The organism is Bacteroides propionicigenes, assembly GCF_018390535.1.
GTDB classification, from domain to species: Bacteria; Bacteroidota; Bacteroidia; order Bacteroidales; family Bacteroidaceae; genus Bacteroides; species Bacteroides propionicigenes.
The window spans coordinates 411,513-438,327 of sequence record NZ_JAHBBW010000001.1; the positions used below are offsets into that span (position 1 = coordinate 411,513).

Genomic DNA, 26,815 nt, shown 5'->3' on the forward strand with positions numbered 1-26,815 from the left:
TTGTATTCAGTATTTTATTATTTACCATAGTTTCTTAACACATCCTCATAAAGAGCGCGGATTCTCAAGCCTACTTTTTCCCACGTAATTCCGTCCACTTCTTTCTTGCCTTCCTCCTGAAGATAGTGGAAAAGAGACGGGTTTATACAGATAGAATAGATGGCGTCGGCCATAGCGTGAATATCCCAATAATCGGTTTTAATTACCTTATCGAGAATTTCACCGCATCCGGACTGTTTGGAGATGATGGAGGGCGTTCCGCACTGCATGGCTTCCAACGGCGCAATACCGAAAGGCTCGGATACGGAAGGCATGACGAATACATCACTGTTCTTGTAGACCTCGTACACCTGTTTCCCTTTCATAAAGCCCGGGAAGTGGAACCGGTCGGCAATGCCCCTCTCGGCAGCCATATTAATCATGGCATTCAGCATATCGCCCGAACCCGCCATAACAAAGCGGATGTTGCGGGTACGCTGCAACACCAGCGCCGCAGCTTCCACAAAGTATTCCGGACCTTTCTGCATAGTGATGCGCCCAAGGAAAGTCACCACCTTCTCTTTGGAATGATCCGGACGCGGAATGTCCTGCAACTCCTGTGAGAGCGGATATACCGCATTGTGCATGGCAAACACCTTTCTCGGATCCTGATGATACTCATTGATAACCGTACGGCGGGTAAGTTCCGATACACACATTATGCAGTCCGCATAATCCATTCCATTCTTCTCCATAGAGTAAACGGTAGGATTAACCTTACCGCGCGAGCGGTCAAAGTCCGTTGCGTGCACATGGATGCAAAGCGGCTTTCCGCTTACCATTTTCGCATGTACACCTGCCGGATAAGTCAGCCAGTCGTGCGCATGGATAATGTCGAACTCCTGTTGGCGTGCAACCACTCCGGCTATAATTGAGAAATTATTGATTTCTTCGTGCAGATTTCCCGGATAACCGCCGGCAAAGTCCATACACCCCAAATCATTGACGTGCATATAGGAGAAATCCGAATAAATATGATCGCGCAATGCATAATACTGTTCCGGACTCATCGTCGACAAACGCGACTTCAAATAATCGTAATCAACGTCACGCCACACAACAGGCACTTGGTTCATGCCGATTATATTCAGGAATTTCTCTTCTTCGCCTGTGGGCTTCGGCATACAGAAAGTTGTTTCCACATCCCCCTGCAAACTCAGTCCCTTAGTTATTCCGTATGATGCAACTGCAAGACCGCCATATATTTTGGGAGGAAATTCCCAACCAAACATTAAAACTTTCATCTTCGTTCCTCCTCTTATAAATTATACTTAGACAACAATTTCAAAATACGCAGAATCTCTGCCACATTCATGGCAAACGACACTGCCCCCCTACCCTTAAATGGCGGATTTCCGTCAAACAGTTCAGGCAGCGAACCTATACAGTGGCTTGTCATTTCATCTTCAAAACCTATCAGATAACGCTCTACAAACGAAATGCCGCTCATCTTATAGATGCGTAAGTATGCCTCCATATAGAATCCCATGAGCCATGGCCACGCCGTACCCTGATGATATGCATAATCTCTTTGAATCTGAGGACCGACATAGTTCGGATTATATCCGCCGCTCTTAGGACTCAGCGTACGCAGGCCTTTCGGAGTCAGCAATTCTTTCGTCACAATATCGAGCACCTGTTTCTTCTGTGCACGGTCCAGTGGAGAGTAGTCGAAGGCAACAGCGAATATCATGTTGGGACGAACGCTCCAGTCCATCATATAACCGTCTACATAGTCGAAGAGATAGCCGTATTCGTTACGGAAAATATCCACAAAAGATTTTCCCGTAATTTCAGCCTGAGCATCCAATTCGCCTGCAAGTATATCGTTTCCGCCCTCACGCACTATATCCGCCACAAAACGCAACGCATTATACCACAAAGCGTTCACCTCAACAATATAGCCGGTGCGCGGAATTACGGGATGGCCGTTAGCCGTAGAGTTCATCCACGTTACAGCCTTCTCCGTACCATTGGCATAAAGCAAACCGTTTTCATGCAAGAAAAGGTTATCATGCTTCCTGCCACGGATATAGTTCATAATATCTTCCAGCAACTTGCCATACTTCTGACGGCACTGTTCGCGCGAGGTCTCTTTAGCATATTGCTGCAAAGTCCATACTGCCCACAGGAGTACGTCGGGATGCTCCATTTCATAAATTTTATAGCCTACCGGCTTATCTTCTATGAAATCGCGGATAGCTTTCTCCGCAGTCTTCATAACATCTTCAAATTCATCTTGTTCGTCCACCGCCAAAGTTAAACCGGGCAAAGAAATAAATAGATCGCGTGCACGACATTTGAACCAGGGATAACCGGCAAGTACATAATGCTCATCTCCTTGCTTGTTGTGGAACTGGTGAGCCGAATTTTTCAGACAGTGATAGAAACTGTCCCGCGGAGTGCGGTCCTCGGCTTCGGCCTCAAAGGTCTGTTTCAGCTTACGCGGTGAAATCTCCGAAATACCGGCAGAGAACACAACGCTTTCGCCTTTCTTTATATCTACTTCAAAATAGCCGGGTACATACAGGTCTTCGTTAAAGTCATATCCGCGTTCCTGTTCTTTCGGATATTCAATGCCACGATACCAATCCGGCTGATAATGGAATTCATTCTTTTTGTTCAGCTGCATATAAAGTTCCGGATAACCGGGATACATACAGGTTTTAATACCGTTTTCCACCAATTGGTAATCACGGTTTGCCTGGGCATTTTCGTGCGTATATTCGCGTACACTGCGGAATGCAAGGAAAGGACGGAACCGGAGTGTTGTTGCCGAGTGGGCATCGACCAAGGTATAACGAATCAGAATGCGGTTCTCGTGATGTACAAAAATTTTCTCTTTACGGAGGATTACACCTCCTACACGGTAAGTCGTTGCCGGGATATGCTCGCAGTCGAACTCACGGATATACTTATGCCCATTCGGACTAAAGTTATTCCCCTGATACTTATGCAGCCCCAGATTAAACTCAGCACCGTGTTGAATTACCGTTTCATCCAAAGAAGACAGCAGCACATGGTTTTCATCATCCAGGTTGGGGACGGGAATCACCAACAAGCCGTGATATTTGCGTGTGTTACAATCTACAATTGTTGTACAATGATAGGCCCCCGATTTGTTAGTCCGAAGTATCTCCCTTGGCAAAGATTCTTGCAGATTAACCATCAAGGTCTTGTCAAATCGTAAATAACTCATAGTTGTGCATTATTTAAAGGTTAATTATTCAGGTATATGCGCTACAAAGCTTGTAGCGATGCCCAAAAATACAAATTAAAGCCTATACGCAAAATAAAAAGTCAGTTTTTTTTCGTTTTTCAAGTAAATAATTCGTAGCATTGTACAAAAATAACCAATCCTTGTACAATATATGAAGCATGACGCCCGACGAATAGTTCTGGCAGCGGTTATACCGCTATTTTTACTGTTCATTTTATATACACTGAAATTTCTGGAGACAGGTATGGACTGGGACTTTACCCGTCTTGGGGTGTACCCGATGGAGAAGCGGGGAGTGTTCGGCATATTCGCGCATCCGCTGGTGCACAGCAGTTTCAAACATCTTTTAGCAAATACCATCCCGCTCTTTTTTCTGTCTTGGTGTCTGTTCTACTTCTATCGAGACATCGCACCGTATATATTTTTCGCGATTTGGACGGGTTGCGGACTTCTTACCTTTTTAATAGGCAAACCGGGATGGCATATCGGTGCAAGCGGCATCATCTACGGACTGGCTTTCTTTCTTTTTTTCAGCGGCCTGTTACGCAAGCACGTGCCGCTTATAGCAATCTCTTTATTAATAACTTTCCTTTACGGAGGGCTGGTATGGAATATGTTCCCGCAATTCGCCAAAGAAACGACCTCTTGGGAAGGACATCTCAGCGGAGCCATCACAGGCACACTCTGTTCGGTTGCTTTTATGAAATGCGGGCCTCAACGTCCGGACCCGTTTGCGGATGAAGATTCAGATTTTAAATCTTAATGATGAAAACTCTCCAACAGCAGTGATATGTTTGCCATGAACAGGCGTACGGAGATTGCCAACAGGATAATGCCGAAGAACTTACGAATGATATAGATTCCGCCTTTACCCAAGAAACGTTCTACTCGTCCCGTCATACTGACCACAAAATACACCCATATCATATTCAGTACCAGTGCTATGATAATATTTACACTGGCATACTCGGCACGCAAAGAGAGCAGTGTGGTAAAAGCGCCGGCCCCTGCCAGCAACGGAAATACCAACGGGACTAATGTAGCTTCTTTTATAGGCCCCTGGTTCTTAAATATCTCAACATCAAGAATCATCTCCAACGACATCAGGAAAATGACGAACGCACCGGCCACTGCAAATGATTCTATGTCTACATGAAACAGTTTCAGCATCATATCACCCGCATAAAAGAAACCTATCAACAGAGCAAACGATATTAGCGTAGCTTTTAGGGCGTTTACATCCTTTCCTTTCTCTTTCAGGTTAATGATGATAGGAATAGAGCCAATGATATCTATTACGGCAAACAGTACAATGAAAGCGCTGGTCATTTGCTGCCAATTAAACTCTGAAAACATACGTCCCTCCTTTTTTATTTGCAAAGATAATCTATTTTTATGCATTCCGCAAAAATTCTTAAAACTGAATGAGTAGCACGTTTAAGAAATAATAAAAAAAACAAAAAGAGAGGGTAAGTGTTTACGGCAGAGACCGATTATACCTACTTTTGTTCTGAAACAAGAAGATGAAAATGATATGGAAACAATGTTCGATACACTATTACAATTGCCCCTTTTCCAAGGACTTGCCCAAGAAGACTTCACCTGCATTTTGGAGAAGGTAAAATTGCATTTCACGAAACATAAGCCGGGAGAACTTCTTCTGCAAGAAGGCGCCCCTTGCCACGAGCTGGTGTTTGTACTAAAAGGAGAAATAGTCTCTTCCACATCATCCGCTGATGGCTCCTATAGCTTTACGGAATATATTCCGGCCCCCTGCCTCATCGAGCCTTACTCCATGTTCGGCATGAAGACGTCATATGCTTCGACCTACCGGGCAAAGACAGAAGTACATACCGTCAGCATTAGCAAAGCCTTCGTAATGAAAGAGCTGTTCAATTACGAGATATTCCGCCTGAACTACATGAATATAGTGAGCAACCGCGCCCAAATGCTGCACAGCCGTTTATGGAAAGTGGCGGATGATAATCTTGAGACACGCATCGCCCACTTCATCCTCAGCCACGTAGAGCGTCTGTCGGGAGAAAAAGTATTGAAAATAAAAATGGAGGACTTGGCTCTAATTGTCAATGACACCCGTGCAGGAGTATCAAAGGCACTCAACAGTATGCAAACGGAAGGATTGGTGGAGTTGCATCGCGGAGAAATCGCAATACCCGATGCAGAGAAGCTGATGTCTGTAAAAAGAATGTCAGAATGATAAATCCTTATCAATCTGACATTCCAAAATATAACTTATTCCCACTCTATTGTGGAAGGTGGTTTTGACGAAATATCATAGGTTACGCGGTTCACCCCTTTCACCTTATTGATAATATCATTGGAAATCTTGCCCAAGAACTCATAAGGCAGATGTGCCCAATCGGCGGTCATGGCATCGGTAGAAGTTACGGCACGCAAGGCAACGGCACGTTCATAAGTACGTTCATCACCCATCACACCTACAGACTGTACCGGAAGCAGAATAACCCCTGCCTGCCAAACCAGATGATAAAGCACCGTTTCATTGCCTTCGGCATCCTTCACTTTCCAGTCGCGCAAGCCTTGAATAAATATATCGTCCGCATCTTGCAGTATGCGCACCTTCTCCGGAGTTATATCACCCAAGATACGCACGGCCAGTCCCGGTCCGGGGAAAGGATGACGGGTAATCAAGTGATCCGGCATACCCAATTCGCGTCCTACACGGCGAACTTCATCCTTGAACAACAGGCGCAACGGTTCGCAGAGCTTCAAATTCATTTTTTCGGGCAGACCACCCACGTTGTGATGGCTCTTGATTACGGTTCCCGTGATAGAAAGCGACTCAATGCAGTCGGGGTAGATAGTACCCTGTGCCAGCCACTTCACATCTTTTATTTTATGGGCTTCTTCATCGAACACATCGATAAAGCCTTTTCCGATAATCTTACGTTTCTTTTCCGGCTCGGTCACGCCTGCCAGCTCTGCAAAGAACTTGGCGCTTGCATCCACACCCACCACGTTCAGCCCAAGGCATTCATAATCGTGCAACACATTCTTAAACTCATTCTTGCGCAGCATACCATGATCCACGAAAATGCAAGTCAGATTCTTGCCGATAGCACGATTCAGCAGTACGGCAGCAACGGAAGAGTCAACACCCCCGCTCAAGCCGAGCACCACTTTGTCATCGCCAAGCTGTTCCTTAAGCTGGGCCACTGTAGTTTCAATGAATGATGCGGCGCTCCAATCTTGCTTGCAACCGCACACTTCCACAACAAAATTCTTCAGCATCTGTGTGCCGTCTTCACTATGGAACACTTCCGGATGAAACTGAACACCCCACATCTTTTCACCTTCCACCTGATAAGCGGCAATCTTCACTTTGTCTGTCGAGGCTATTGTTTTAAAATTAGCAGGAATAGCGGTGATTGTGTCACCATGGCTCATCCAAACCTGAGTGTTTTCCTTCACTCCTTTGAAAAGTACATTTTCCTTGTCAAAAGAGGCCAGATGAGCACGTCCGTATTCACGGCTGCCTGCAGGTTCAACCTTTCCGCCGTTGGTGTAAGCGATGAACTGCGCACCGTAGCAAATTCCCAAAATAGGATATTTACCGCGAATCTCGTTTAAATCTATTTTAAACGCACTTCCATCATATACGGAAAACGGGCTGCCCGAAAGAATAACTCCCTTTACACTTGCATCTCCCTGAGGAAATTTGTTGTAAGGCACAATTTCGCAATATACATTCAACTCGCGAACCCGGCGCCCGATAAGCTGCGTGGTCTGTGAGCCAAAATCAAGAATAATAATCTTTTCTTGCATAGAAACAGAGGTGTTAATTATTTGGAGCACAAAGATACGAATTTGTTTAGAGTAGAAAGCAAATTATGGCAAAAATTGTTTAGGGCAGAAAACATCTCCTGCATTGATTTCTCAAAAAAGTAAAAGATTTATTGGATTTGTAAGGTAAAGAATTTATATTTGCCCGCTAACTAACCAAGAATATCTAAGTATCATGAAAAAAAGTATTTTATTATTGTCTTTTGCCTTTTGCAGCCTGTTACCGACAGTTGCACAACCCCTTTCTAAGGCAGATTCTTTACAAAATGCAATCACTCAATTGGAAAATGCACTGGCAAGCATACAGACCGATTTACAAGAGAAAACCTTACAATACAATTGGGAAATGACGGAAAAGTACATCGAATATTGCAAAAAACTCTCCAAAATTACAAACTTCAACCAAGAGCCCCGGTTGGTACAACTTGCCACCACCATAAAGCCACAGGAATTGGAACCTAAAAGGTTGGCCTACGAAGAAGCTAAAAAAGAATTCGAAGCACTGTTGAAGTCCTATCCTGAATACACCACCCTCGACTCTTTATATAAAAGAGCCGCCAATGGCGAGCAAAAGAAAGACCGTAAAGTAGCCTTAGACGGTTTCTACCAACGCATATATAATGAAGACGCAGCTTACCGTCCGCTACTCGAGAAAAGACGTAAAGCCCTCAAAGAGCATTACATCGCTTGTGCTTCCTATCTATTGAATGAATGTAAGAAGAACCGGGAGATTGTACCGGATATCTACGACTACAAGACAGGACGCATTCTTAAAGAAACCAATCCCCGGCTTCGCCAACTGTCCATAGAAATAAGCACACTTGAGAATCTTCAACGGGAAACTATTCGTAAGTACCAAAAGCTAAAATACAATTTGGAGGACTAAAAAATAATAATTGCAAATAAAAACAGCCGAAACCACTTCAAAAAAGCGATTTCGGCTGCGCCTAAAACAAAGTAACCGCTGTTACCCGTCATTTACCTGTTTTATTGTATTACATACGGTCACACTCCACTTGGAAAACATCCTTTCTCCTGCGCACTACCAACGGCGCTCCAAGTTCTTCACGCTCCACGACTTCAAGAAAGCCGCTTTGCTCCAGTTCGAAGAGGGCGGGATATACACGCAATTTGTCCGCACCGGAGTACCGAATGATGTCTTCAACCAAAATATCACCGAATTTAAGATTGATATAAGCTGTTATTTTCCGAGTGTCAGCTGCTTTGTAATCCATATCTTACTACATATTATTTAATATCAAGTTGCTTCAAACATTTTCTATTCGTTGCCGCCCTTTTCCCGTCAAATATCCATCCCCACTTATTGAAATACTTCACAACAGAACAAATATGATATTTCAGCAATTTCCTGTTTTTATAAGACCCTTTTTCATATTCATGATAAATTGACACTCCGGGATAAAACATTGTCTTTGACACTTCTCCTATCCTGCGACACAAATCCAAATCTTCAGCATACATAAAAAAACGTTCATCAAAACCACCTACTTTTTTCAGTGTCTCTACCCGCATAAACATAAAACATCCCGAAAGAGAAGGTATTTCCATCACTTTATCATATCCGGTACGGTGCAACTCAAACCAAGCATCGTGTCTTTCCTGATAAGCTTTGACGGGAATAAATCTTCTTCCAAATAAGTCCATTGGTGTAGGTAGTAGCTTGCATAGATACTGAATAGTACCATTGGGATAGAGTACCTTCGGCATTACCAAACCACAATCAAGAGTAGCATCCATGAATTCAGTCAGCTTCTCTACAACAGAACCATTCCAATAAATATCAGGATTTATCACTATATGATAGTGTGCCTTCATTTCTATTGACTTACGGATAGCAATATTATGCCCGCTGCCAAAGCCGAGGTTATCGCTATGAATATATACAATCCTGCCAGACAGAGCAGCAAACTCACGCAAGCTGTCATTCGATGAATTGTCTATAATGAAAAACACGTCAATAGGAGACTGCAAGACGCAGTCTGCCAGCCGTTTCACATCTATACATAAGGTATGAAACGTTACAACAGATGCTGTAATCATGATTTATGAATTAAAGGATGTATCTATAAATTAGTATATCACAATTTGTTGAGGATAGCTTCTAAATCATTATAAATAGCCGACATATCAACATTGTTATTCTTTGCCCAATCACCTAAAGGGGCTCGCCCTTCAGCAACTCCATGATGTTCTATACCAATATGTGGAAACTGCATATATGTTGGTCCGTACAAAGTACTCAGATAAGCATCTGTATTATGTGGAACTTTCAATTCAAAATTCTCAAAAAGCATTGATTTTATTGGAAAAACATCATTCACTGCAATCCCATAAAAGCACTTATCAAACTCCGGATTTAAACAGAAAAAAATATTTTCTCCCTGCATATAGACTGAGAAATATTTTTTGCGTAATTCCATTAGCTCATCATCTGAAAAGTCATATTTTTTTCTTTTACAGTATGAAAAATACCGATTGCATATTTTTTCGATTTCCGGTTTTATTTTATTTATGTCCTTATCGGTATATAACATATCAGCCGGAAAGACATCTATCCAAATGCCCGTTTTTTCATGTTGATAGCTTATCCCTATTCTTCCTTCCTTTTCTTCCACTTTTATACCATATTGTCTCAAACAATTCGCAGCTTTCGTTTTAAACCGATTATAATCAGTCCGCGGCATAGAAATATCCGTATCATCATCCCACGGAATAAATCCTTTATGACGCACTGCACCTAATAGAGTGCCATAATCAAGCCAATAAGTTAAACTGTATTTTTCACAAACCTTATCGAATATTTTCAGCAATAAAGCATCACACTTCTGTACATATCGCAATCCCTTATTTGTCGTAGAAGGTAAACGTTGAATATCTACATACTCATTTAAAAAATAGAATAGAGTATCAATCTCATCCCTATACGTTTTAGTTCCCAATAGTTTTTGTATACACAATTGAACAGTAGTCCACAATCCGTTTTTTCTCAATTTTATTTTTAGCAAACTTATTATTGTCATATTACTAGCTTCTTATAAATTCGACAGTATATTTAAAAGTCTATCATTATCTTCTTTAGAGCGTACGGCTATTCTTATCATACTTTTTCCGGTAAGCGCACTTTTTGTGCCACAATCTTTGATTAGGATATTGAAACGCCTTAATAATAATTCAGTCAATGAGCTCGAAGAATATTTATCAAATACTTCACACAAAAAATAATTTGCCTGGGAAGGTATTACACGTAGATATGATACTTGTTGCAAAAGCTGATAGAAGCGTTCTCGCTCTTGTCTGAATTTTTCACATGACATTTGGTATTCAGCTTCATATTTCCCGAAAATCTGCATATAAAACTCAGCAAACGAATTTATATTCCAAATGGAAACATCTTTCTTAATAGCATCAATAAAAGCCTTATCCCCACTTGCCAATACTCCCAAACGCAACCCGGGAACCCCATAAGATTTAGAAATACTTTTCATTACTACTAAATGGGGATATCGCTCAAGAATATTATCTGACAATAAAGAACAATGCAATCCACCTTCCGCAAAATCAACGAAAGATTCATCAACTACCAACCGAATAGAATGTTGTTCACTCCATTCAACCAACCGTAACAAATCTTGTTGAGAGATAAAGTTTCCGGAAGGGTTATCAGGATTGACAAGCAATAACAACTGAATATCTTTATTGGTATAATAAGACATCAAATCATCCGCTGTATATGAAAGATTTGCATTATCAGGCAAATATATCACCAGATTGTTTTTATTATATCTGTTAGGGTATTCCTCAAAAGTAGGATATACAACTCCCATTTTTCCCCTTTGGTTCTCCATCAGCGATTTTATTAGTTCCGCAGCGCCATTGCCTACTACGGAATAGTCCGCATTTATGTGAAAATATTTCGAAATCAGCAATGAGTTTACTCTCATCCCCGAAGGATACTCACTCAAGAGCACATCAAAGTTAGCTTTCAATTCATCCTTTAATTTTTGGGGTGGAAAATACGGATTACCAAATAGCAAAAGTCCAACAAATTAGGAAAACGCCAGTATCCACCGTAACGTCGGTGATATAATGGTAATTGCTTATCTTCCGGAGCAAAGAGTGTTTCAGCAATATCCAAATCTTGAATATCATCTATTTCATACCATTTCTGTCCTGTCAATGGTAATGCTTTTAACTCACAATTATCAAGCAAAGTTATTACACGAAGCACTTGCTCATAATATTCATTATTACCCAATGCTTTAGTATAAGCCTCCAAGAAAGGTACATAGTGTGTTCGAGAAAACTCTTTACTAAACTTATAGATATTGACAGTTTTATAATAACAATCTGCATCCCTGTATTTAAATGCTTTTTTAGAAACAAAGTTCACAATATTATTATCATCGTCTATCCGCACCATAGTACCATCCATCCACGGTTCATATTTTGCCACTAGAGCAAGATTAGGAGAAGAGTTTTCCACTATCATTGAAAATAGGGAATCATCGAATATTAAATCCGATTCTATCAATAAAGTGTCATCTTCTTGCAGCTCCTGCTTTGCCAATGACAGAGAATAGATATTATTAGTTTTATCATACACAGGATTGTCTATGTATTTTATTTCCAAATCATTACAACTCGTACCTAAATATTCTTGCATTTTTTTCCCTTGATAACCGGTGACAATTATCACCCGAGACAAGTCTATTGACGACAGTTGACGAAGCACCCTATCTATCAAAGGTACACCATTCACTTTTACCATACATTTGGTATTGTCTTTGGTCAATTCTCCAAGACGTTTACCCATTCCGGCAGCTAAAATTATTGCTTGCATAATAAAACAGAAGAAATATATACTGAAATTTTATCGAAATTATTATTCTACACAGTAATGTTGGAGACAGACAGTATATCCGATAATTGTTTGGCTGATTTCTCCCAACTAAAGTTCTCAGCGGTTTTCACTCCATTAACAGACAAATACTGTCTCAAAGACTCAACGCTCACCATTCTCTCAATAGCCATTATTAATTCATTCTCTGCTTTAGGTTCAAAAACTATACAGTTTTCATCAGGTTTTATAAATTCGTTTACACCACCTGAATCGCTGCATATAACAGCACACCCGCAAGCCATTGCCTCCAAAGGGGGCAAACCAAAACCTTCCCACCAAGAAGTAGAAACAAAAATATCAGAGGACTTATAAACAGCTGCTATGTCACTATCTGAAGTAGGGCTTATTATTTGCATTCCTGACGTATCATAATAACTCAAATCATCATGGCTTATCAAAGAAACTGAGCTTATCCTTGCTTTTATAGCAGGAGAAAGTCTGTGAAATGCATTGATAAATGTAATTAATCCTTTCATCGGATGTTTCCGTGCAACCAAACAAATAGAAACCCCATCCGACAATTTCACTCTATCAACAGAGTTAAAAAACGATTGATTAATCGCCGGATGTACTTTGAAAAAAGGTACATCATATCTTTTGGAGTCTACACAGAATTTATCATAAACATATTGTGAATTAAAGATATACGTAACCTGTTGCTTATATGACTTCAAACACCAAAATTTATACAACTTCAAGAGAGACCCTTTCCCCAAAAGAGCTCCATCATCATAAATCCGATAATCATCTGCTTGCACAAATCTATAAACTCTCCTTTTATTCCTAATAAAAGGTATTAAAAGACAAAAGATAGGGTCGGATATTATTAATAGAGCATCTTTTAGATGCTTATTCACATAATAAATACAATGACACAAATTCAACAATTTAGTAACTTTCGTGGAAGCCTTTTTCCCAATCACCATATATTGCCAATTGGAAACCTTAGAGAAAGTGTGGTGGTCGCCCGAATTGTAAGGATATAAAAGAGACACATCGTGTTTACTACATAATATATTTGCAAGTTCTATAAAAACTCTATTTCCTCCACCTGTTTTAATAGTTGGAGCAAGAAATACTATTTTACTCATAATACTATTTTTTTTAGACTATCAACCTGTGTATTCGTTTCATAATCAGATAGAAAGTATTCTCGAACACATGTATTATATGAGAACCCGGATAATGAGTTTATAGTCTCTACAAAGTCGCTATAAGTTTCACAAATATAGGAACAAGGTATTTTCTCATAGCCCTGAAAAGCTTCTGGCGTACCCACTATTTTCTTACCATACATCATAGCCTCTGCTATTTTTACTTTCATTCCACCTCCTGAAACAATAGGCGCAATAACAAAATCAGCATCTATATAAAAAGAAGCTATTGATTTCACCCCATCATATATCGTCACCTTGGAATTATCAATATTCAATTTCTTCATACCTTTACCTACCACTGTTAGTTGCATATCAGTATGTGGCAGTACATTATGAATAAACATCTTCAAGCCATCAACATTTCCAAAAAAATAACTTCCTACAAACAGTCCTTTCTTCGGAGAACCAATTTTTCTATTTTCTATTTTTTTATCCTTAACCGTATCTTTAAGGGATATCGGTAGTAGTAAATCCACTTTTCTTTTATAGTTTTTCTCTATAAGATTATTGTCCCGTTTATTTAATGCAATTATGTAGTCGGCATATTTACAGGTTTTTTTTTCATTTTTTATCACAGCCCACAATCTCAAAATAGATAAAGGACTCCCTGTTTTCCATTGTCCAATAACCATATTTTTTTCACAATTATGAAAAAAACAGATTACTTGCGTAGTCGTCTCAGTTTTAATTCTTTTCACTAACAAACCATTCAATGACGAATCTATAAAGACAAAATCAAAACCTTTTTCCTTTATTAATTGCACAATTTTCTTGTCCGTGTTCCATGTAGATCCATTAGAATACCCCATAAGCAGTTTAAACATAGCCTTCAGAAGGCTGAGAATTTTTACAAAGAACGATTTTCCCATAAAGGAAAAAGCATTCAATGCATATATTTCAACATTATCAAGACCTAATATTTTTTCACACAGTTCCAAGTTACGCATAGAACACACTCCCCCACCAGTCTGCGTAGAAGATATATTAGAAGAAACAAACAACATTGTCCTATTATACATCGCCCCAAGAAGTTATTTGAATTGATTAAATTACATTTGTATACGTCTTTCAGCCTCTTCAAACCTTTCGTAATGAAACAAAATATTTTTATACTGATGGTAGGGCTGTGATTTACCAGATATCATTTTTAAAGAAGAATATATTATAAGTAATACAAGCAGAAGTCTCTTATTATTAGCGATTTTCAATGTTGCATATAGTTCAGCGTAAATAATCCAATAAGAATACACAAAGAGACCTGCCATCCGTTGAGAAGCAACATCTATCTTCCAAAAAAAGTAAAATAAAATATAATATAAGACATAAGAATTCAGGAAAATAACATTACCAGGTTTTCCCGTGCACAATTTAGCATACATTACCATAACTACTATATACGTAAAACTCCGTTCTACATATCCTATTGATAAAAGATTTTTGGATGTTCCATTTTTTACATATGCCTCTGTTAATAATGTCATACGTTCATATGAAATATTATCAAAAATAAGAACCAGCACATCCGAAAAATCAATGCGTAACCAATATAGCAAATTTAAAATAACAAATACAGCTAACAGAAATACATTTGACAATTTCCTTCTTAAAAAAAAATAAGCCAACAAATAAAGAACTGACGAAATATGAAATAAACACCCAATGGCATTTATCAAGAAATATTTCTTACTATCACCTCTTTCAATATATTGTACTGAATATAAAAAAAGAGACATAGCTATGCACCCTCTCATTAAATTGGTAACAATTCCATATCCATCAAATATAAAAAACAACAAGAAACCAAAACTATAATATTTCAGATATCGTGAAAAAAGAAAATTTAATGTAATAAGAATTATTAATGTCCATACAAATATCCAAACAGAATAATTGGGTATAATTGATTTAAAGAAATACACCAATGTTATAAAGCCAGGCTCCCAATCATATTCAGAAACTATGGTTTCATAAGAAAAATTATCCCATACAGTTTTTAACCTTTCAAAAAAAGGATAATAACTTAGGCAATCCGTATTTACAAATCCCCTCAGACCAAAGAAAAAGAGAAAGCCAAACCATATCACTATTTTTATTCCCAGCAAATCTCTTCTACCTTTGCGTTTTAAAGAGAACTCCCAAAGAGTTATCACAAACAAATAAAATAAAAATAGTAAATAAGGAAAAGAATAGATGATATTATTCACTTACAAAATATATTCTATGATGAGATGATACAACCTGAATATTCCTAATAGAAAGGAAAAGGTTCATCTCCCAATTGATAAATAAGGTGTTTTGTTCTTTCACCTATTTTTTTAGCCGGAATGCCTGCCACAATACAATATGGAAGTACATCTTTTGTAACAACAGCGCCAGCTGCCACTACTGCTCCTTCCCCGATATGCACTCCATGTAAGATAATAGAATTTGGACCAATCCAAGCTCTATCATCTATCCTCACCCTAAAATCAGGTGAACTATTGCAATGGAATAATGGGTCTCTATGGTCATGCTGCTCTGTCCAAATACTTACATTTGATGACAAATTTACATTGTTTCCTATGATAATTATATTTCTTGCATCCAATATAGCCCTGTCTCCAATTATACTTCTTTTCCCTATATAGAGGTTGGCATGGGCACGGATTTCTGCTCCAAAGTAAATAATACTTTTATCTCCCATTTGTACCCCAAACACATTTTTGTATAAAAAGTTTCTAATAGAGTGAGATGGAATTAATCCTATTTGAAAATCCATATATCGCTTATAGCCATTTATATACCGCGCAATTGCACATATCAGCCAATTCTTTTTCAGAATTGGAGTAAAGGTTTTAATTGTATCTTTCATTCCTACTCTTTTCTTTGTTCGCATATTCTCATAATAAAACAGAGGAGCAAAAACAACAAAAAGTATCCATTTGAGAAATATACATATCAGAAGTAAAACAATAGCGTATTCTACCATAATAAAAAATATTTAAATGTCGATATATCAATTTTCTTTTACTAACCCTTGTCTCATTACACTTCTACATCTCAGCCAATTTACCAAACTTAATGGTATCATTTTTCTTAAAATAGCCTTGGTCTTATAAATTAAGACACGATATAGAAACATTATTTTCCATGATAATCGATTTGAAACCCCATGTATAATAGCATTTTCCTTTTGTACCAATATATAGTTATTAGCAGACATTCCAAATTCAGCCTCATAAGCTACAATCAGTATAGGAATGTATCTAAAAATAGATTTTTGTTTATACAAAACATAAAACAAATTGTAATCTGCAGATGAACGTAAATTTATGTCATAAGGATTTTTCTTATGTAATGCTGTTCTTATGAAAGCTGCCTGATGTCCAAAAGCCATATGTTTCTCTATTTCAGAAAGTGGAAAAGCTTTCTCTATGAACTTTCCAAAAGAAAAGGACTTTAAAGTATCACCATAAAGCACATCCTCATTTCCTATAGTTTGTTTTGTTACTTCACCTATAACATCCTCATTCATAAAATAATCTCCCGCATTCATAAAATTAATCCACTCCCCCGTCGCCACCTTTATCCCCTTATTCATCGCATCATAAATTCCCTTGTCCGGTTCGCTCGCCCAATACGCTATTTTATCAGCATATTTTCGGATAATATCAACAGTACCATCAGTACTGCCACCGTCAATAATAATATATTCTATGTCATGATACGTCTGATTAAGAACAGATAGCATAGTTCTTTCAATTGTGTCCGCTGCATTGTAGCAAACGGTTACTACTGATATTTTCATTATTTATTTTTGATTGGAATGTAAAAAAAGTGCATAAAAGACACACCGATTACCCAACGGCAACCGGGAACTGTATTTTCAATAAAATGCTATTATGAATATTTCGATTAAGACAACAGGCTCAAATTTTCTCCTGATTTTTTAATTTCCCAATAAGTATCAAATGCTAAATAATCCAGCAGAATATCATACTCAAAACTGACATTCGTACCACTACACAGATGCCTGCCTATGCTGCGCACCATATCATAAACATTGTGTCCCCTGAAATGCAAATACGCATTCTCCTCACTCAATCCCAATACTGCATAAAAACTCTTTTCCTGCTCTATATCAAAACCGGTTTGGATTTCAAGCGGATTCGTAAAGGATTCCAACGAAGCACGAAGCCTTTGAATTGCAGCTGCTCCATTATCCGCTAAATCTCCGGTTTGGTACTGCAACGCAGACAATCCGTTTAATGTCTTTTGAGTGAATCCCGGCAACCCTTTCCTATCCATAAACAAATACAGCAACAAGGACCTGTAGACAACCGAAGAATAAGACTTTAGAAAAATATTGAAATCAAAGAGTGAAGAACGTTCCGGTAACTTCCTGAGCAGGCTTTCTTGCAAACGTTCCGCCACACAATAATGATTCTCCCAAGAATATGTATAAGTCTGGCAAATATAATATCTGTAATCAATGCCGGATTCTTGTCTCAAATACCTATAATCGCTATCAATACATATAAAAACAAAGATGACAGATGTTCTCTGAATTGCAAGCATTGCGTGCAACCACTTGTTTGAGCTCCGGCTTCATGACGACTGTAATAAATATAATTATACGTGCCGGGACGATATTTTTGCAACATCCTGTCCCAGTACCATTCATCATCTCTGTTTTCCAAATGAATACTGGCACGGCATCTTCTCAACAGAGCCTGACCTGCATAGTCTGTCGCAAGTTGTTTGTAATAGGCCGCTATTTGAGATGCCGTACGCATATCTTAATACAAATCCTCCATATAGGTTATTTTATCTCCCCAACCTTTAGCAAAGATACTGGGAGAATGGGTCGAAAGAATTATCTGGCAATTTTCATTCAGCCGTCGAAGTGCATCAAGCAACTGTTGCTGCCAACTAATATGTAATGATACTTCCGGTTCGTCCATCAACAAAATAGCTGGCTTTTTCTCCTGAAGAAAAACTTTCAATAAAATAAGCAACAACTGTTTCTCTCCGGACGACAACTGTTCAAGACTGATGACATCACTATCCAACTGAAAAACGAGTGCACTGTTATTTCCTTTGGATATAGCAATTTTTTTTCCCGTATCGGCAAACATATCATCAATAATTTCAAACAGTTCGTCAATATTTCGCTGTATGTTTGGAGCTTCCTGCGGATAGTCCAACATTTTCATACGATAGTTGAAGAAAGAAAGCCCTTCTTTATTTTGTATAACCACATTATTCAATTCCTGCATCAACGGACTGTCCGACTTACGTTTATCCGACACCGGAACGTCATAAGAGCGAAGATAAAAAACGGGATACACCTCATCTGACAAAGGAATACCGGAAAAATCGCCTATGTATTTTTTCAGTTCCCTGACATCATTTCTATAATATGCATCAATCATATTCAGCAAAGTAGTTTTGCCACTTCCATTGATGCCTACAAGAATATTTATATCCGGGCGTATATTTTGCCACAGAACGTCTTTTCTGCCCCAAAGACCTTCTATTTTCACTTCTTTTATGTATGATTTCCCAATCTCGCTGCTCATAGTCACAAGTATCTACCACAAAGATACAGCTTATTTTGAAGCGTACAAATCTTTTTTATCATCTTTCGTTACTGTCCTTATCTCCTTCTTGTGACACCCTGTTACCACCCTTGCATAACTTTTCCTCGCGCGCGCAGGAGAGAGATTTTTTTCCGAGTCTCAAACTCTCATTCCTCATGCGCGCGCATAAGGAAAAGTTGCTCAAGGATGGTGCCAAGGTGTCAAGGCATCAAGGCGCTACCTGTTGCAGTAATCCAGTTTGAGACGTTCGTACAACTCTTTCAGTACAATATGCAGGGTATCGGCATCTTCCCGAACGATAAGTTCGTCCAGATAGAAACAGATTACCGTATAGTACGGCAAGAGGTTCGGTACGGAGCCCCCTTTAAACTCGTATAAGTTTTGCTACTCATGCCGGTGCATTGACAAATGACACGATCCGTAAGGTGCTTGCCGCACACCGGAACCATTTCCTGCAACAGAGTCAGGAAATCTCCCAATTCAGCATTGGGAGCGGGATTTTGCTTCATTGTTTATCGTTTTAGAAACATTATTGAATATTCGTGCGTAACAGCTCGAACCAGTGAAGTTAATTACAGTTAAATATAGGCCTCTTGTTTTCCCTATGTGGAAAACAAGCTATTATAAAGTTCCGGTTATTATACCCACCTTTGCAGCCATCATTTAAAAGTTATACAAACTACAACGAACAATGGAAAATACTTTAGTCAGCCTTTTTAAAGGCTACGCGGATACCTGTCCGATAGAGGTTCCCCTGAAAACAGTCATCAACCTTCTCCGCGATAATCAGACAGTGCTTGAGCATACTGAAAAACATCGCTACTACCTGAAGCAAGAACAAGTCACCGCCGCTGCCCGCGAAAAGGCATCCTGTCCTTGCTTCGCCGTAAGCGTGCGCTTTGAAGGCGGAAAACAGAAAGCAAACATCAGCGAATGGACAGGGCTCTGCCCCGTAGACATCGACCATGTACCGCCCGAACGTATGGAATGCTGTCTGAAATTACTCAGAACCGACAAACACACCCTACTCCAGCACATTACTATCAGCGGACAAGGCATCCGCCTGCTTTGCCGATACACCGGACTGACCGATGACTGCGAAAAAAATCTTCGTCTCCACACCCGTATCTTCGCTGCCATTAACGAGTACTACACACGCCTCACCGGGCTCGAATGCGACCTGAAATGCAAAAACGCCACTCGCCTGAGCGGACTTGCACATGATGAGAACCTGTTTTTCAATCCCGACGCTGCCCCCTTCAGCCTACCCGCAGAAACACACCTGCATCCCGGCCGCACAACAGCGGACAACACCAAAAACCGCCGACGCCTGCAAAGGGTGATAGACACCGCCACCCGCCTGCTGGCTGATGAAGGCGTGGAATATACAGAACATCACCACAACGAATACATCATGCGAATGGGCTATCTGCTCAATGCCTACGGAGTGGCGCAGACCACAGCCACCGAATGGGCAAAAGAGCGTTTTGCCGACTATGACGGTGACGTATCAAGTATCTTCGCCTCCTGCTATCTCAACATCAAGGAACACGGCAGCCGCCCACTCCCCTCACGCCACCAGGCACAGGCCGACAATGAGCGACAGGAATTTATGGCATCCGTGGCAGACATCGAACAGTTTCTCAGCAATCAGGGCTCTTTTCGCAAGAACACCGTAACCGGCAAGTGCGAAGTGCTGCCTGCCGAAGGCGGTGAAGACTATGAGGAGCTCACCGACCGCTATGTCAACACCTTATGGTGCCGGATGTGCAAGGAACTGAAACCGGGACAATCCGCCCACATACGGGCAGTACTTGAATCGGAATTTGTCGATACGTTCAATCCCTTTGAACAGTATTTCGAGAATCTGCCACCCTGGGACGGGAGTACCGACCATATTGCACGGCTTGCCTCCCACGTGCACGTCCGTAACAACACCATCCCCTTTGCCTTTTACTTCAAGAAGTGGCTGGTGGGTATGGTTGCCTCCCTTTTCGATAAGGAAACGGTGAACCATGAAATATTGGTGCTGATTGGCCGCCAAGGCATTTACAAAACCACTTGGCTCAACAACCTGCTCGCGCCCGAACTTCGCCGCTACTTCTACCTGAAATCCAACGCCCACCGCATTACTAAAGACGACCTCCTCACTCTTTCCGAATTTGCCCTTGTATGCTTGGAAGAGCTGGATGAAATGGAAACGCAGGAGGTAAACCAAATAAAAGCGCTCACCACCATGAAGGTAGTCAATGAGCGCGCTGCCTATGCACACTACAAGGAGCATCGCAATCACATCGCCAGTTTCTGCGGAACCAGCAACAACACCCACTTCCTTGTAGACCCCACCGGAAACCGTCGTTGGCTGCCCTTCGAGGTGGAAAACATTGACAGTCCCTACGACTTTCCCGTAGACTATGCCGGTATTTATTCACAAGCATACGCCCTGCTGAAAAATGATTTCCACTACTGGCTGGAGGACAAGGAGATTGAAGCCCTCAGCCTGCACAACAGGCATTTCGAAGTACCCTGCCTGGAACGAGAACTTATATTGACTCATTACCGCCGCCCCATGCCGGGCGAGAAATGTATGTTCATCACCAACTCACAGATACTTTGCCGCATCAACTCCGGTATCCGCCAAAAACTGAGTCCTGTAAAAATAGGCATGGTGCTCAAACAAGAAGGTTTCGAACCCATACGCACCGGTGGCAAGCGGGGATACCGCATGGTGGAACTTACGGGAGACGAAATTCAGGCTAACTCGTATGCTATGGGGCGATATACGGAGCATCTCTAAAGTGCCACTCTGCATCTCTAAAGTGCTATTCTATGAGTCTAAAGTGCCACTTTATTCAGCTTTCAACTCTCAACTCCCCTTCCGGTTCTCCCAACGCATCAACAATGAGCCGTACTTGTGCCGGTGTATATGTCCGCACCTTATCCGAAGGAACCAACGCATGAAGCTCGCTCCGCAGTGTGGGATGAAAATCTATCCATTGATTCAGTTTGCGGAAAGCGGCTTGCGGGCAAAGACCCGGGCAATAAATCTGGGCCAGTTCCGTCCGCCCGTATGTACGTATCTTAAAAATATCCATATCTCTTGAATTCGTTAGTTCTTATTGAACAAAGATACGGAAATATCTCCACATCAAAGCTACTCTTTCCGTATATAACGAACCCTAACGGACTGAAAGTGACAAGCCCGCTTGTACATGGTTGTATCTTCGCATCGTGATCACAAAGAGATAGTAAACCGAATTTTAAGAACTCAAAAAAACAAGAACAATGATTCGTTACAAAAAGTATCAGATGACGGGCGAAAAAAGCCCGCTGAAAGGGCTTTGGTATGCCCGCCCCGTAATCGAGGAAACCTTCAACGCCGAAGCGCTTGCCAAGCACATGGCAAACCATAACACACCCTATTCCGCCGGTGTCATCAAAGGGGTGCTTGCCGACATGATTTCCTGTATCAAGGAGCTCATTCTGGACGGCAAGAATGTCAAACTGGACGACCTCGCCATATTCTCCGTAGGCATCGTCAGCAAGAAAGGTGCAACTTCAGCCGCCGCCTTCACCCTTGCCGACAACGTAAAAGGACTGAAGCTCAGGGCACGTGCCACCGGAGAATTGAGCAACGCCCAAATCAACTTGGAGGGCCAACTGAAGGAGGCTTCCAAATATGCCGTGGAAAGCGGAAGCTCCAACGGTGGAAACGGAGATAATATCCCCGACGGTGGAGACGATAATAATCCGCTGGGATGAGAATAGCAACCATTAATCACCAATCACCAAATACAATGAGTACAAAATCAAAATCAGTATGGGGCATTATCCTCAAATCCATCGTAGCGATAGCCACTGCATTGGCGGGAGTATTCGGTCTTAGTTCCTGCATAGGCCGATGAGAATCATCACGCTTATCATCATTCACTGCTCGGCCACGCCTCAGGGCGTGAGCCTGAGTTTTGAAGACTGTCGTATGGATCATATCCGTCATCGCGGCTTTAGCGACATCGGTTATCACTTCTACGTGACGCGCGACGGAGAAATTCATCGCGGCCGTCCGCCGGAGAAAATCGGAGCACATTGCCGAGGGCACAATCGTCATTCCATAGGCATCTGCTACGAGGGCGGTTTGGATACCAACCGGAAGCCGGACGACACCCGCACACTACCGCAGAAAGCCTCACTGGTAGCTCTGCTGCGCGAACTGAAACGAATCTTCCCGAAAGCGTTGGTGGTGGGACATCATGATTTGAATCCCATGAAAGAGTGCCCCTGCTTTAAGGCAGTAGCGGAATATAGGGGGCTTTAAGGTAAAGGAGAAAAGGTGGAAAAAAGAACAGCCACCTTTTCCACTTCAGGAGCAAACACTACTTTCATCACTTAAATAGAGTTTGTATACGGCAAATATACAGCTATTCTTGCAATAATCTATTTGTGCCCTGCATTTATTTCACAATCCCCTTCTCCAAATACTCCGCAAGGTTCGTACGGATATGTCCTGCAACACGTTCTACAGCCACCTTTTCCATATCATGTTTCATCATGATACTTACCAGTTCTTCAAATGAAGTTTTCATCGGATTCCAACCCAGTTTCTTACGGGCTTTTGCGGGATCTCCCCAAAGGTTCACCACATCTGTAGGACGGTAAAAATCTTCCGAGACCTCTATCAGTACACGTCCCGTAGCTTTGTCGATGCCTTTTTCTTCAAGTCCTTCGCCCCGGAACTCCAACTCGATGCCTGCATAACGGAAAGCCAGTTGACAAAACTCACGGACGGAATGTTGTTCGCCTGTGGCTATCACGAAGTCCTCCGGAGTCTTGTTCTGCAGGATGAGCCACATACACTCCACATAATCCTTGGCATACCCCCAGTCTCGCAACGAGGACAAATTGCCTAAATACAACTTATCCTGCTTGCCTTGCGCAATACGTGCGGCAGCCAATGTTATCTTACGGGTAACGAAAGTTTCCCCTCTACGCTCGCTCTCATGATTGAAAAGAATACCCGAACAACAGAACATATTATAAGCCTCACGATACTCCTTCACAATCCAATAACCGTAAAGTTTTGCCACCGCGTACGGGCTATAAGGATGAAAAGGCGTATGCTCGTTTTGCGGAACTTCCTCCACCTTGCCGTAGAGTTCCGAAGTGGAAGCCTGATATACCTTACAAGTTTCCGCCAGTCCGCTCTGACGAACAGCTTCCAGTACACGCAATACACCTGTGGCATCCACATCCGCCGTAAATTCCGGTGCATCAAAGCTGACCTGCACATGACTTTGTGCCGCCAGATTATAGACTTCCGTTGGGCGTATCTTGCCGATAATCTGCATGATACTCATGGAGTCACCCAAATCGGCATAGTGCAAGTGAAAATCCGGAGTACCTTCAAGATGCGCGATGCGTTCACGGTAATCTACTGAAGAACGACGGATAGTTCCATGTACTTCATATCCTTTTTCAAGAAGAAATTCGGCAAGGAAAGAGCCGTCCTGACCGGTGATGCCGGTGATGAGTGCGATATGTTTCATTGGTTAATTATTTTAGCCAAATACCCTTAGCTGTATTTTTCAAAATTTTAGTTATCTGTATTTTTCCTATTAAGGCTTGCAATCCAAAAGTTATAGTAGGAACTATTAAAACTCCTTCCACCCCATACAACCGACAAGATAACTGCATTAGCGGAAGCGCAAATATGGCAATCAGCAAATACACAAGTAGCTGCAAACGCACCTTCCCGGTTCCATTTATCAGATACATATAAATATGACCTACCGTTTGAAATAAAATATACAAAGCCATGCAAACAGATAAAGATAGTGGAATTGAAACAGAACTACCAATCCAATATTTATACACAAAGCTCGAACCCAAAACCATTATTATCGATATCGGAATACACAATAACCACATTCGCTCCAATTTCCGAAGCATATTCTTCATCCAACAAAAATCCTTCTTGACATAAGCATCTGTAAAAGCTGACCAAAAAGGAGATAAAATTATAAGGGCAAACATGTTGAGTACATTAAAATATTTATAGACTATGTTATATTGAGTCACAGCATCAGGTCCCTCAATACGAGCTATTATAATATTAGTAAACTGAAAAATAAAAAGTATAGAAAGCATGATAAAAAAGAATTGCCCTCCAAGTCCTAATATATTTTTTATTAACGAAAAACGTATAAAACGAAAAGCAGGGGACACAGATTTATAATTCTCGCACTTGAACATAATAATCGAAACTATCACCAATAAAATACAAGGAACTCCGGAAAATGCAAAAGCTAAAAGAATAAGACTGCCCGAAAATATTTTTGTAAAAACATAGATACAAATAAAAGCTAACACCTGTCCTATTGTCTGTATCAATGAAGCCAATGCAGGCTTCTGATCCGCAGTCAACATCGTAGTAAATATGCTGGCGACAATATTAACACAAAAGAAAACGGTCAATATATTAAAAACGTCATGCAACTCGGAACGATATATAGCAGCAACATTCAAAATAGAACTCCAATCAAGGAAGTGATTAATAATAATCGCAATAAAAAAAACACCGAAAAACAGAACAGATAAAACTGCATAAGCAGTACTAACATATTCTCTTGCCAATAAAATATCTCCATTAGCTTTCGCTTCTGAAAAACGGTTGCGAAAACCATGAGCAAATCCCAAATCAAAATAAGACAACCAAGCTATGATAGAGCTTAAAGTTAGCCAAATGCCATATTTAGTAGGATTTATATAAGTAATAGTTAGAGGAACGACTTGTAAAGTTATCAATATACTAATACATTTCAAAAAAAAAGAAGTTATAATATTCTTTTTTACAACGATGCTACGGGAGTTCCCATTCATAAATATACGTATTCTAAACAAGAAAAAATATACACATCAAAATTTTTTCCCGAACGCAATATTCATAAACGTCATGAAAAGTATCTTGAAATCAAATCCCCAAGAACGATGCTCCAAATAGAACAAATCATAGCGAAGACGACGAAGCATTTTCTCCAACGTATCGGTATAGCCATTATAGAGCGTGGCATATGAAGTAACTCCCGGACGAATCTGGAATAAATAGCGATAACGGGAATCCTCCTTCATGATTTGGTCTATAAAATACTGGCGTTCGGGGCGAGGACCGATGAAGGCCATATCACCGCAAAACACATTCCAAAGCTGGGGAAGCTCATCCAGATGATGGTCACGAAGAAACTTACCGGTTTTGGTCATGCGAGAATCCCCTTCACCCGCATAAAGGGCAGGGCCATGCTTCTCCGCATCCAGCTTCATGCTACGAAACTTATAGATGTAAAAGGGACGGCCGAATCTGCCGATACGTTCCTGCTTGAATATTGCGGGACCGCCGTCCTCACGCTTCACAGCTATATAACAGATTAAAAATAAAGGAGAAAAAACAATGAGCGCGCCAAGTGCCAGAAGACAGTCACCGATACGCTTTACATTACGTTCAAAGGCGTTCATACCGTCGGGTATGAAATGATCGTCTTTTTCAATTGGATCCATAGAATTATAATAGTCTTAGTTTAGTTTCATGTTCACGCTACTCCATCACTTCGTAAGGATAAGGATTCTCCTCTATGTTCCGGAGTTCCTCGATTATCTCGGCTTGCTCCAAAGACAGGGAATTCCTATCCCAACCTGCTATTATCTTATGGGCCTCACGAAGCATAGCATCCTCATAGACCTCTCCGTAGCAATAAGTGAGCAAACGGACTTTCAGCAAGGAAGCGGGGAGTTGTTCGAGCACTTCACAGGAACGGTCTAACACCGACTGTTTTTTCTGTTCCTTATCCCCATAGTCGTAAATCGTTGCGTTGTAGCCCAACAGGAGCGCCAGACAAAGATTAGCTTCCTCCTCGGGAAGGGTACTGCGGAGAGGAAAAAGAGAATCGCACTGCACAAGGACGTCCTTATTCAGCCGGCAAAAGGTGTCTGAATAGAGCGGTTCACCGTCTACACCAAGATACATCAGCTCGTGAGCAACACGCTGAAGCTCAAGAGCACGAGAAATCAAATCATTCATGCG

General features: G+C 40.9%; 28 protein-coding genes and 1 pseudogene. 7 read left to right on the forward strand and 22 right to left on the reverse strand.

From position 1 onward, the window contains the following. Positions 1–17: 17 nt before the first annotated feature. Both KG118_RS01805 and KG118_RS01810 read right to left on the reverse strand, forming a co-directional pair. Positions 18–1,283: a glycosyltransferase family 4 protein gene (locus tag KG118_RS01805; RefSeq protein ID WP_117711200.1), complete on the reverse strand. Its 1,266-nt coding sequence runs from the start codon at positions 1,281–1,283 to the stop codon at positions 18–20. Positions 1,284–1,297: 14 nt separating this feature from the next. Further along, the gene (locus tag KG118_RS01810) at positions 1,298–3,238 is read right to left on the reverse strand and encodes a glycogen debranching enzyme N-terminal domain-containing protein (protein ID WP_117711199.1); all 1,941 of its coding nucleotides are present in this window, start codon (positions 3,236–3,238) and stop codon (positions 1,298–1,300) included. Positions 3,239–3,410: 172 nt separating this feature from the next. Here KG118_RS01810 and KG118_RS01815 point away from each other — a divergent pair, with 172 nt between their 5' ends. After that, a complete protein-coding gene (locus tag KG118_RS01815) occupies positions 3,411–4,022 on the forward strand; it encodes a rhomboid family intramembrane serine protease (RefSeq protein ID WP_117711198.1) in 612 nt (203 codons plus the stop codon). Here KG118_RS01815 and KG118_RS01820 read toward each other — a convergent pair. Continuing rightward, positions 4,019–4,615: a MarC family protein gene (locus KG118_RS01820; RefSeq protein ID WP_117711197.1), complete on the reverse strand. Its 597-nt coding sequence runs from the start codon at positions 4,613–4,615 to the stop codon at positions 4,019–4,021. The genes KG118_RS01815 and KG118_RS01820 overlap by 4 nt on opposite strands. Before the next feature lie 178 nt (positions 4,616–4,793). Here KG118_RS01820 and KG118_RS01825 point away from each other — a divergent pair, with 178 nt between their 5' ends. Further along, positions 4,794–5,477, forward strand: coding sequence for a Crp/Fnr family transcriptional regulator (locus KG118_RS01825; RefSeq protein WP_117711196.1), 684 nt, complete (start codon positions 4,794–4,796; stop codon positions 5,475–5,477). A 35-nt stretch (positions 5,478–5,512) separates the two neighbouring features. Here KG118_RS01825 and guaA read toward each other — a convergent pair whose 3' ends face one another. Continuing rightward, complete coding sequence (gene guaA, locus KG118_RS01830) at positions 5,513–7,066, reverse strand: glutamine-hydrolyzing GMP synthase (RefSeq protein WP_117711195.1); 1,554 nt, start codon at positions 7,064–7,066, stop codon at positions 5,513–5,515. Between the two features lie 193 nt (positions 7,067–7,259). Between guaA and KG118_RS01835 the strand changes: the two genes are divergently transcribed. Beyond that, positions 7,260–7,970, forward strand: a complete 711-nt coding sequence (locus KG118_RS01835; protein WP_117711194.1) for a DUF5039 family protein — start codon at positions 7,260–7,262, stop codon at positions 7,968–7,970. A 109-nt stretch (positions 7,971–8,079) separates the two neighbouring features. Here the strand turns inward: KG118_RS01835 and KG118_RS01840 are convergent, their stop codons facing one another. From KG118_RS01840 to KG118_RS01900, 13 genes and pseudogenes are all read right to left on the reverse strand, one after another. Beyond that, positions 8,080–8,319 carry a hypothetical protein gene (locus KG118_RS01840; RefSeq protein ID WP_117711193.1) on the reverse strand — a complete coding sequence of 80 codons (240 nt, stop codon included), beginning with the start codon at positions 8,317–8,319 and terminating at the stop codon, positions 8,080–8,082. Between the two features lie 13 nt (positions 8,320–8,332). Then, positions 8,333–9,145 (reverse strand): glycosyltransferase, encoded by an 813-nt coding sequence (locus KG118_RS01845; RefSeq protein WP_117711192.1) that lies wholly within the window; start codon positions 9,143–9,145, stop codon positions 8,333–8,335. A 38-nt stretch (positions 9,146–9,183) separates the two neighbouring features. After that, positions 9,184–10,125: a LicD family protein gene (locus tag KG118_RS01850; RefSeq protein WP_117711191.1), complete on the reverse strand. Its 942-nt coding sequence runs from the start codon at positions 10,123–10,125 to the stop codon at positions 9,184–9,186. Between the two features lie 12 nt (positions 10,126–10,137). Continuing rightward, positions 10,138–11,945, reverse strand: a pseudogene (locus KG118_RS01855) (aminotransferase class I/II-fold pyridoxal phosphate-dependent enzyme). A 47-nt stretch (positions 11,946–11,992) separates the two neighbouring features. Next, positions 11,993–13,096 carry a glycosyltransferase family 4 protein gene (locus KG118_RS01860; protein ID WP_117711190.1) on the reverse strand — a complete coding sequence of 368 codons (1,104 nt, stop codon included), beginning with the start codon at positions 13,094–13,096 and terminating at the stop codon, positions 11,993–11,995. Further along, a complete protein-coding gene (locus KG118_RS01865) occupies positions 13,093–14,181 on the reverse strand; it encodes a glycosyltransferase (protein WP_117711189.1) in 1,089 nt (362 codons plus the stop codon). Before KG118_RS01865 ends, KG118_RS01860 begins: the two co-directional genes overlap by 4 nt. Before the next feature lie 30 nt (positions 14,182–14,211). After that, positions 14,212–15,366, reverse strand: coding sequence for an EpsG family protein (locus KG118_RS01870; protein ID WP_117711188.1), 1,155 nt, complete (start codon positions 15,364–15,366; stop codon positions 14,212–14,214). A 44-nt stretch (positions 15,367–15,410) separates the two neighbouring features. After that, positions 15,411–16,130 (reverse strand): acyltransferase, encoded by a 720-nt coding sequence (locus tag KG118_RS17605; protein ID WP_117711187.1) that lies wholly within the window; start codon positions 16,128–16,130, stop codon positions 15,411–15,413. Between the two features lie 27 nt (positions 16,131–16,157). Then, the gene (locus KG118_RS01880; RefSeq protein ID WP_117711186.1) at positions 16,158–16,949 is read right to left on the reverse strand and encodes a glycosyltransferase family 2 protein; all 792 of its coding nucleotides are present in this window, start codon (positions 16,947–16,949) and stop codon (positions 16,158–16,160) included. Positions 16,950–17,056: 107 nt separating this feature from the next. Next, entirely contained in the window at positions 17,057–17,653 is a 597-nt protein-coding gene (locus tag KG118_RS01885) for a DUF4435 domain-containing protein (protein WP_158560993.1), read from the reverse strand. Then, complete coding sequence (locus KG118_RS01890; protein ID WP_158560992.1) at positions 17,650–17,937, reverse strand: hypothetical protein; 288 nt, start codon at positions 17,935–17,937, stop codon at positions 17,650–17,652. The genes KG118_RS01885 and KG118_RS01890 overlap by 4 nt, the downstream gene beginning before the upstream one ends. Before the next feature lie 3 nt (positions 17,938–17,940). Further along, a complete protein-coding gene (locus KG118_RS01895) occupies positions 17,941–18,723 on the reverse strand; it encodes an AAA family ATPase (RefSeq protein ID WP_117711184.1) in 783 nt (260 codons plus the stop codon). A 344-nt stretch (positions 18,724–19,067) separates the two neighbouring features. Continuing rightward, positions 19,068–19,253, reverse strand: a complete 186-nt coding sequence (locus KG118_RS01900) for a hypothetical protein (RefSeq protein WP_117711183.1) — start codon at positions 19,251–19,253, stop codon at positions 19,068–19,070. 182 nt (positions 19,254–19,435) lie between these two features. Here KG118_RS01900 and KG118_RS01905 point away from each other — a divergent pair, with 182 nt between their 5' ends. Next, positions 19,436–21,541 carry a BT4734/BF3469 family protein gene (locus KG118_RS01905; RefSeq protein ID WP_117711182.1) on the forward strand — a complete coding sequence of 702 codons (2,106 nt, stop codon included), beginning with the start codon at positions 19,436–19,438 and terminating at the stop codon, positions 21,539–21,541. Between the two features lie 55 nt (positions 21,542–21,596). Here KG118_RS01905 and KG118_RS01910 read toward each other — a convergent pair whose 3' ends face one another. Next, positions 21,597–21,839 carry a DUF4248 domain-containing protein gene (locus tag KG118_RS01910; protein WP_117711181.1) on the reverse strand — a complete coding sequence of 81 codons (243 nt, stop codon included), beginning with the start codon at positions 21,837–21,839 and terminating at the stop codon, positions 21,597–21,599. A gap of 190 nt (positions 21,840–22,029) precedes the next feature. Between KG118_RS01910 and KG118_RS01915 the strand changes: the two genes are divergently transcribed. From KG118_RS01915 to KG118_RS01925, 3 genes are read left to right on the forward strand one after another with little or no spacing between them, the layout of a single operon-like run. Further along, positions 22,030–22,506, forward strand: a complete 477-nt coding sequence (locus KG118_RS01915; protein WP_117711180.1) for an HU family DNA-binding protein — start codon at positions 22,030–22,032, stop codon at positions 22,504–22,506. Positions 22,507–22,541: 35 nt separating this feature from the next. Then, entirely contained in the window at positions 22,542–22,649 is a 108-nt protein-coding gene (locus tag KG118_RS01920; RefSeq protein WP_158560991.1) for a smalltalk protein, read from the forward strand. Continuing rightward, positions 22,646–23,059, forward strand: a complete 414-nt coding sequence (locus tag KG118_RS01925; protein WP_117711179.1) for an N-acetylmuramoyl-L-alanine amidase — start codon at positions 22,646–22,648, stop codon at positions 23,057–23,059. The genes KG118_RS01920 and KG118_RS01925 overlap by 4 nt, the downstream gene beginning before the upstream one ends. Before the next feature lie 136 nt (positions 23,060–23,195). Here the strand turns inward: KG118_RS01925 and gmd are convergent, their stop codons facing one another. Genes gmd through KG118_RS01945 form a run of 4 tightly spaced genes read right to left on the reverse strand, consistent with a single transcriptional unit; the run spans position 23,196 to position 26,812 of the window. Then, entirely contained in the window at positions 23,196–24,287 is a 1,092-nt protein-coding gene (gmd, locus tag KG118_RS01930; RefSeq protein ID WP_117711178.1) for a GDP-mannose 4,6-dehydratase, read from the reverse strand. 7 nt (positions 24,288–24,294) lie between these two features. Next, positions 24,295–25,620 (reverse strand): lipopolysaccharide biosynthesis protein, encoded by a 1,326-nt coding sequence (locus KG118_RS01935; protein WP_117711177.1) that lies wholly within the window; start codon positions 25,618–25,620, stop codon positions 24,295–24,297. A 36-nt stretch (positions 25,621–25,656) separates the two neighbouring features. After that, the gene (locus KG118_RS01940) at positions 25,657–26,292 is read right to left on the reverse strand and encodes a sugar transferase (protein WP_117711176.1); all 636 of its coding nucleotides are present in this window, start codon (positions 26,290–26,292) and stop codon (positions 25,657–25,659) included. A gap of 37 nt (positions 26,293–26,329) precedes the next feature. Continuing rightward, the gene (locus tag KG118_RS01945) at positions 26,330–26,812 is read right to left on the reverse strand and encodes a UpxZ family transcription anti-terminator antagonist (RefSeq protein WP_117711175.1); all 483 of its coding nucleotides are present in this window, start codon (positions 26,810–26,812) and stop codon (positions 26,330–26,332) included. Between the last annotated feature and the right edge of the window lie 3 nt (positions 26,813–26,815).

Coding starts and splice junctions, on each gene's coding strand:
- KG118_RS01805 (WP_117711200.1), bottom strand. CDS start 1,283: ATGAAAGTTTTAATGTTTGGTTGGGAATTTCCTCCCAAAATATATGGC.
- KG118_RS01810 (WP_117711199.1), bottom strand. CDS start 3,238: ATGAGTTATTTACGATTTGACAAGACCTTGATGGTTAATCTGCAAGAA.
- KG118_RS01815 (WP_117711198.1), top strand. CDS start 3,411: ATGAAGCATGACGCCCGACGAATAGTTCTGGCAGCGGTTATACCGCTA.
- KG118_RS01820 (WP_117711197.1), bottom strand. CDS start 4,615: ATGTTTTCAGAGTTTAATTGGCAGCAAATGACCAGCGCTTTCATTGTA.
- KG118_RS01825 (WP_117711196.1), top strand. CDS start 4,794: ATGGAAACAATGTTCGATACACTATTACAATTGCCCCTTTTCCAAGGA.
- guaA (WP_117711195.1), bottom strand. CDS start 7,066: ATGCAAGAAAAGATTATTATTCTTGATTTTGGCTCACAGACCACGCAG.
- KG118_RS01835 (WP_117711194.1), top strand. CDS start 7,260: ATGAAAAAAAGTATTTTATTATTGTCTTTTGCCTTTTGCAGCCTGTTA.
- KG118_RS01840 (WP_117711193.1), bottom strand. CDS start 8,319: ATGGATTACAAAGCAGCTGACACTCGGAAAATAACAGCTTATATCAAT.
- KG118_RS01845 (WP_117711192.1), bottom strand. CDS start 9,145: ATGATTACAGCATCTGTTGTAACGTTTCATACCTTATGTATAGATGTG.
- KG118_RS01850 (WP_117711191.1), bottom strand. CDS start 10,125: ATGACAATAATAAGTTTGCTAAAAATAAAATTGAGAAAAAACGGATTG.
- KG118_RS01860 (WP_117711190.1), bottom strand. CDS start 13,096: ATGAGTAAAATAGTATTTCTTGCTCCAACTATTAAAACAGGTGGAGGA.
- KG118_RS01865 (WP_117711189.1), bottom strand. CDS start 14,181: ATGTATAATAGGACAATGTTGTTTGTTTCTTCTAATATATCTTCTACG.
- KG118_RS17605 (WP_117711187.1), bottom strand. CDS start 16,130: ATGGTAGAATACGCTATTGTTTTACTTCTGATATGTATATTTCTCAAA.
- KG118_RS01880 (WP_117711186.1), bottom strand. CDS start 16,949: ATGAAAATATCAGTAGTAACCGTTTGCTACAATGCAGCGGACACAATT.
- KG118_RS01890 (WP_158560992.1), bottom strand. CDS start 17,937: ATGCGTACGGCATCTCAAATAGCGGCCTATTACAAACAACTTGCGACA.
- KG118_RS01895 (WP_117711184.1), bottom strand. CDS start 18,723: ATGAGCAGCGAGATTGGGAAATCATACATAAAAGAAGTGAAAATAGAA.
- KG118_RS01900 (WP_117711183.1), bottom strand. CDS start 19,253: ATGAAGCAAAATCCCGCTCCCAATGCTGAATTGGGAGATTTCCTGACT.
- KG118_RS01905 (WP_117711182.1), top strand. CDS start 19,436: ATGGAAAATACTTTAGTCAGCCTTTTTAAAGGCTACGCGGATACCTGT.
- KG118_RS01910 (WP_117711181.1), bottom strand. CDS start 21,839: ATGGATATTTTTAAGATACGTACATACGGGCGGACGGAACTGGCCCAG.
- KG118_RS01915 (WP_117711180.1), top strand. CDS start 22,030: ATGATTCGTTACAAAAAGTATCAGATGACGGGCGAAAAAAGCCCGCTG.
- KG118_RS01920 (WP_158560991.1), top strand. CDS start 22,542: ATGAGTACAAAATCAAAATCAGTATGGGGCATTATCCTCAAATCCATC.
- KG118_RS01925 (WP_117711179.1), top strand. CDS start 22,646: ATGAGAATCATCACGCTTATCATCATTCACTGCTCGGCCACGCCTCAG.
- gmd (WP_117711178.1), bottom strand. CDS start 24,287: ATGAAACATATCGCACTCATCACCGGCATCACCGGTCAGGACGGCTCT.
- KG118_RS01935 (WP_117711177.1), bottom strand. CDS start 25,620: ATGAATGGGAACTCCCGTAGCATCGTTGTAAAAAAGAATATTATAACT.
- KG118_RS01940 (WP_117711176.1), bottom strand. CDS start 26,292: ATGGATCCAATTGAAAAAGACGATCATTTCATACCCGACGGTATGAAC.
- KG118_RS01945 (WP_117711175.1), bottom strand. CDS start 26,812: ATGAATGATTTGATTTCTCGTGCTCTTGAGCTTCAGCGTGTTGCTCAC.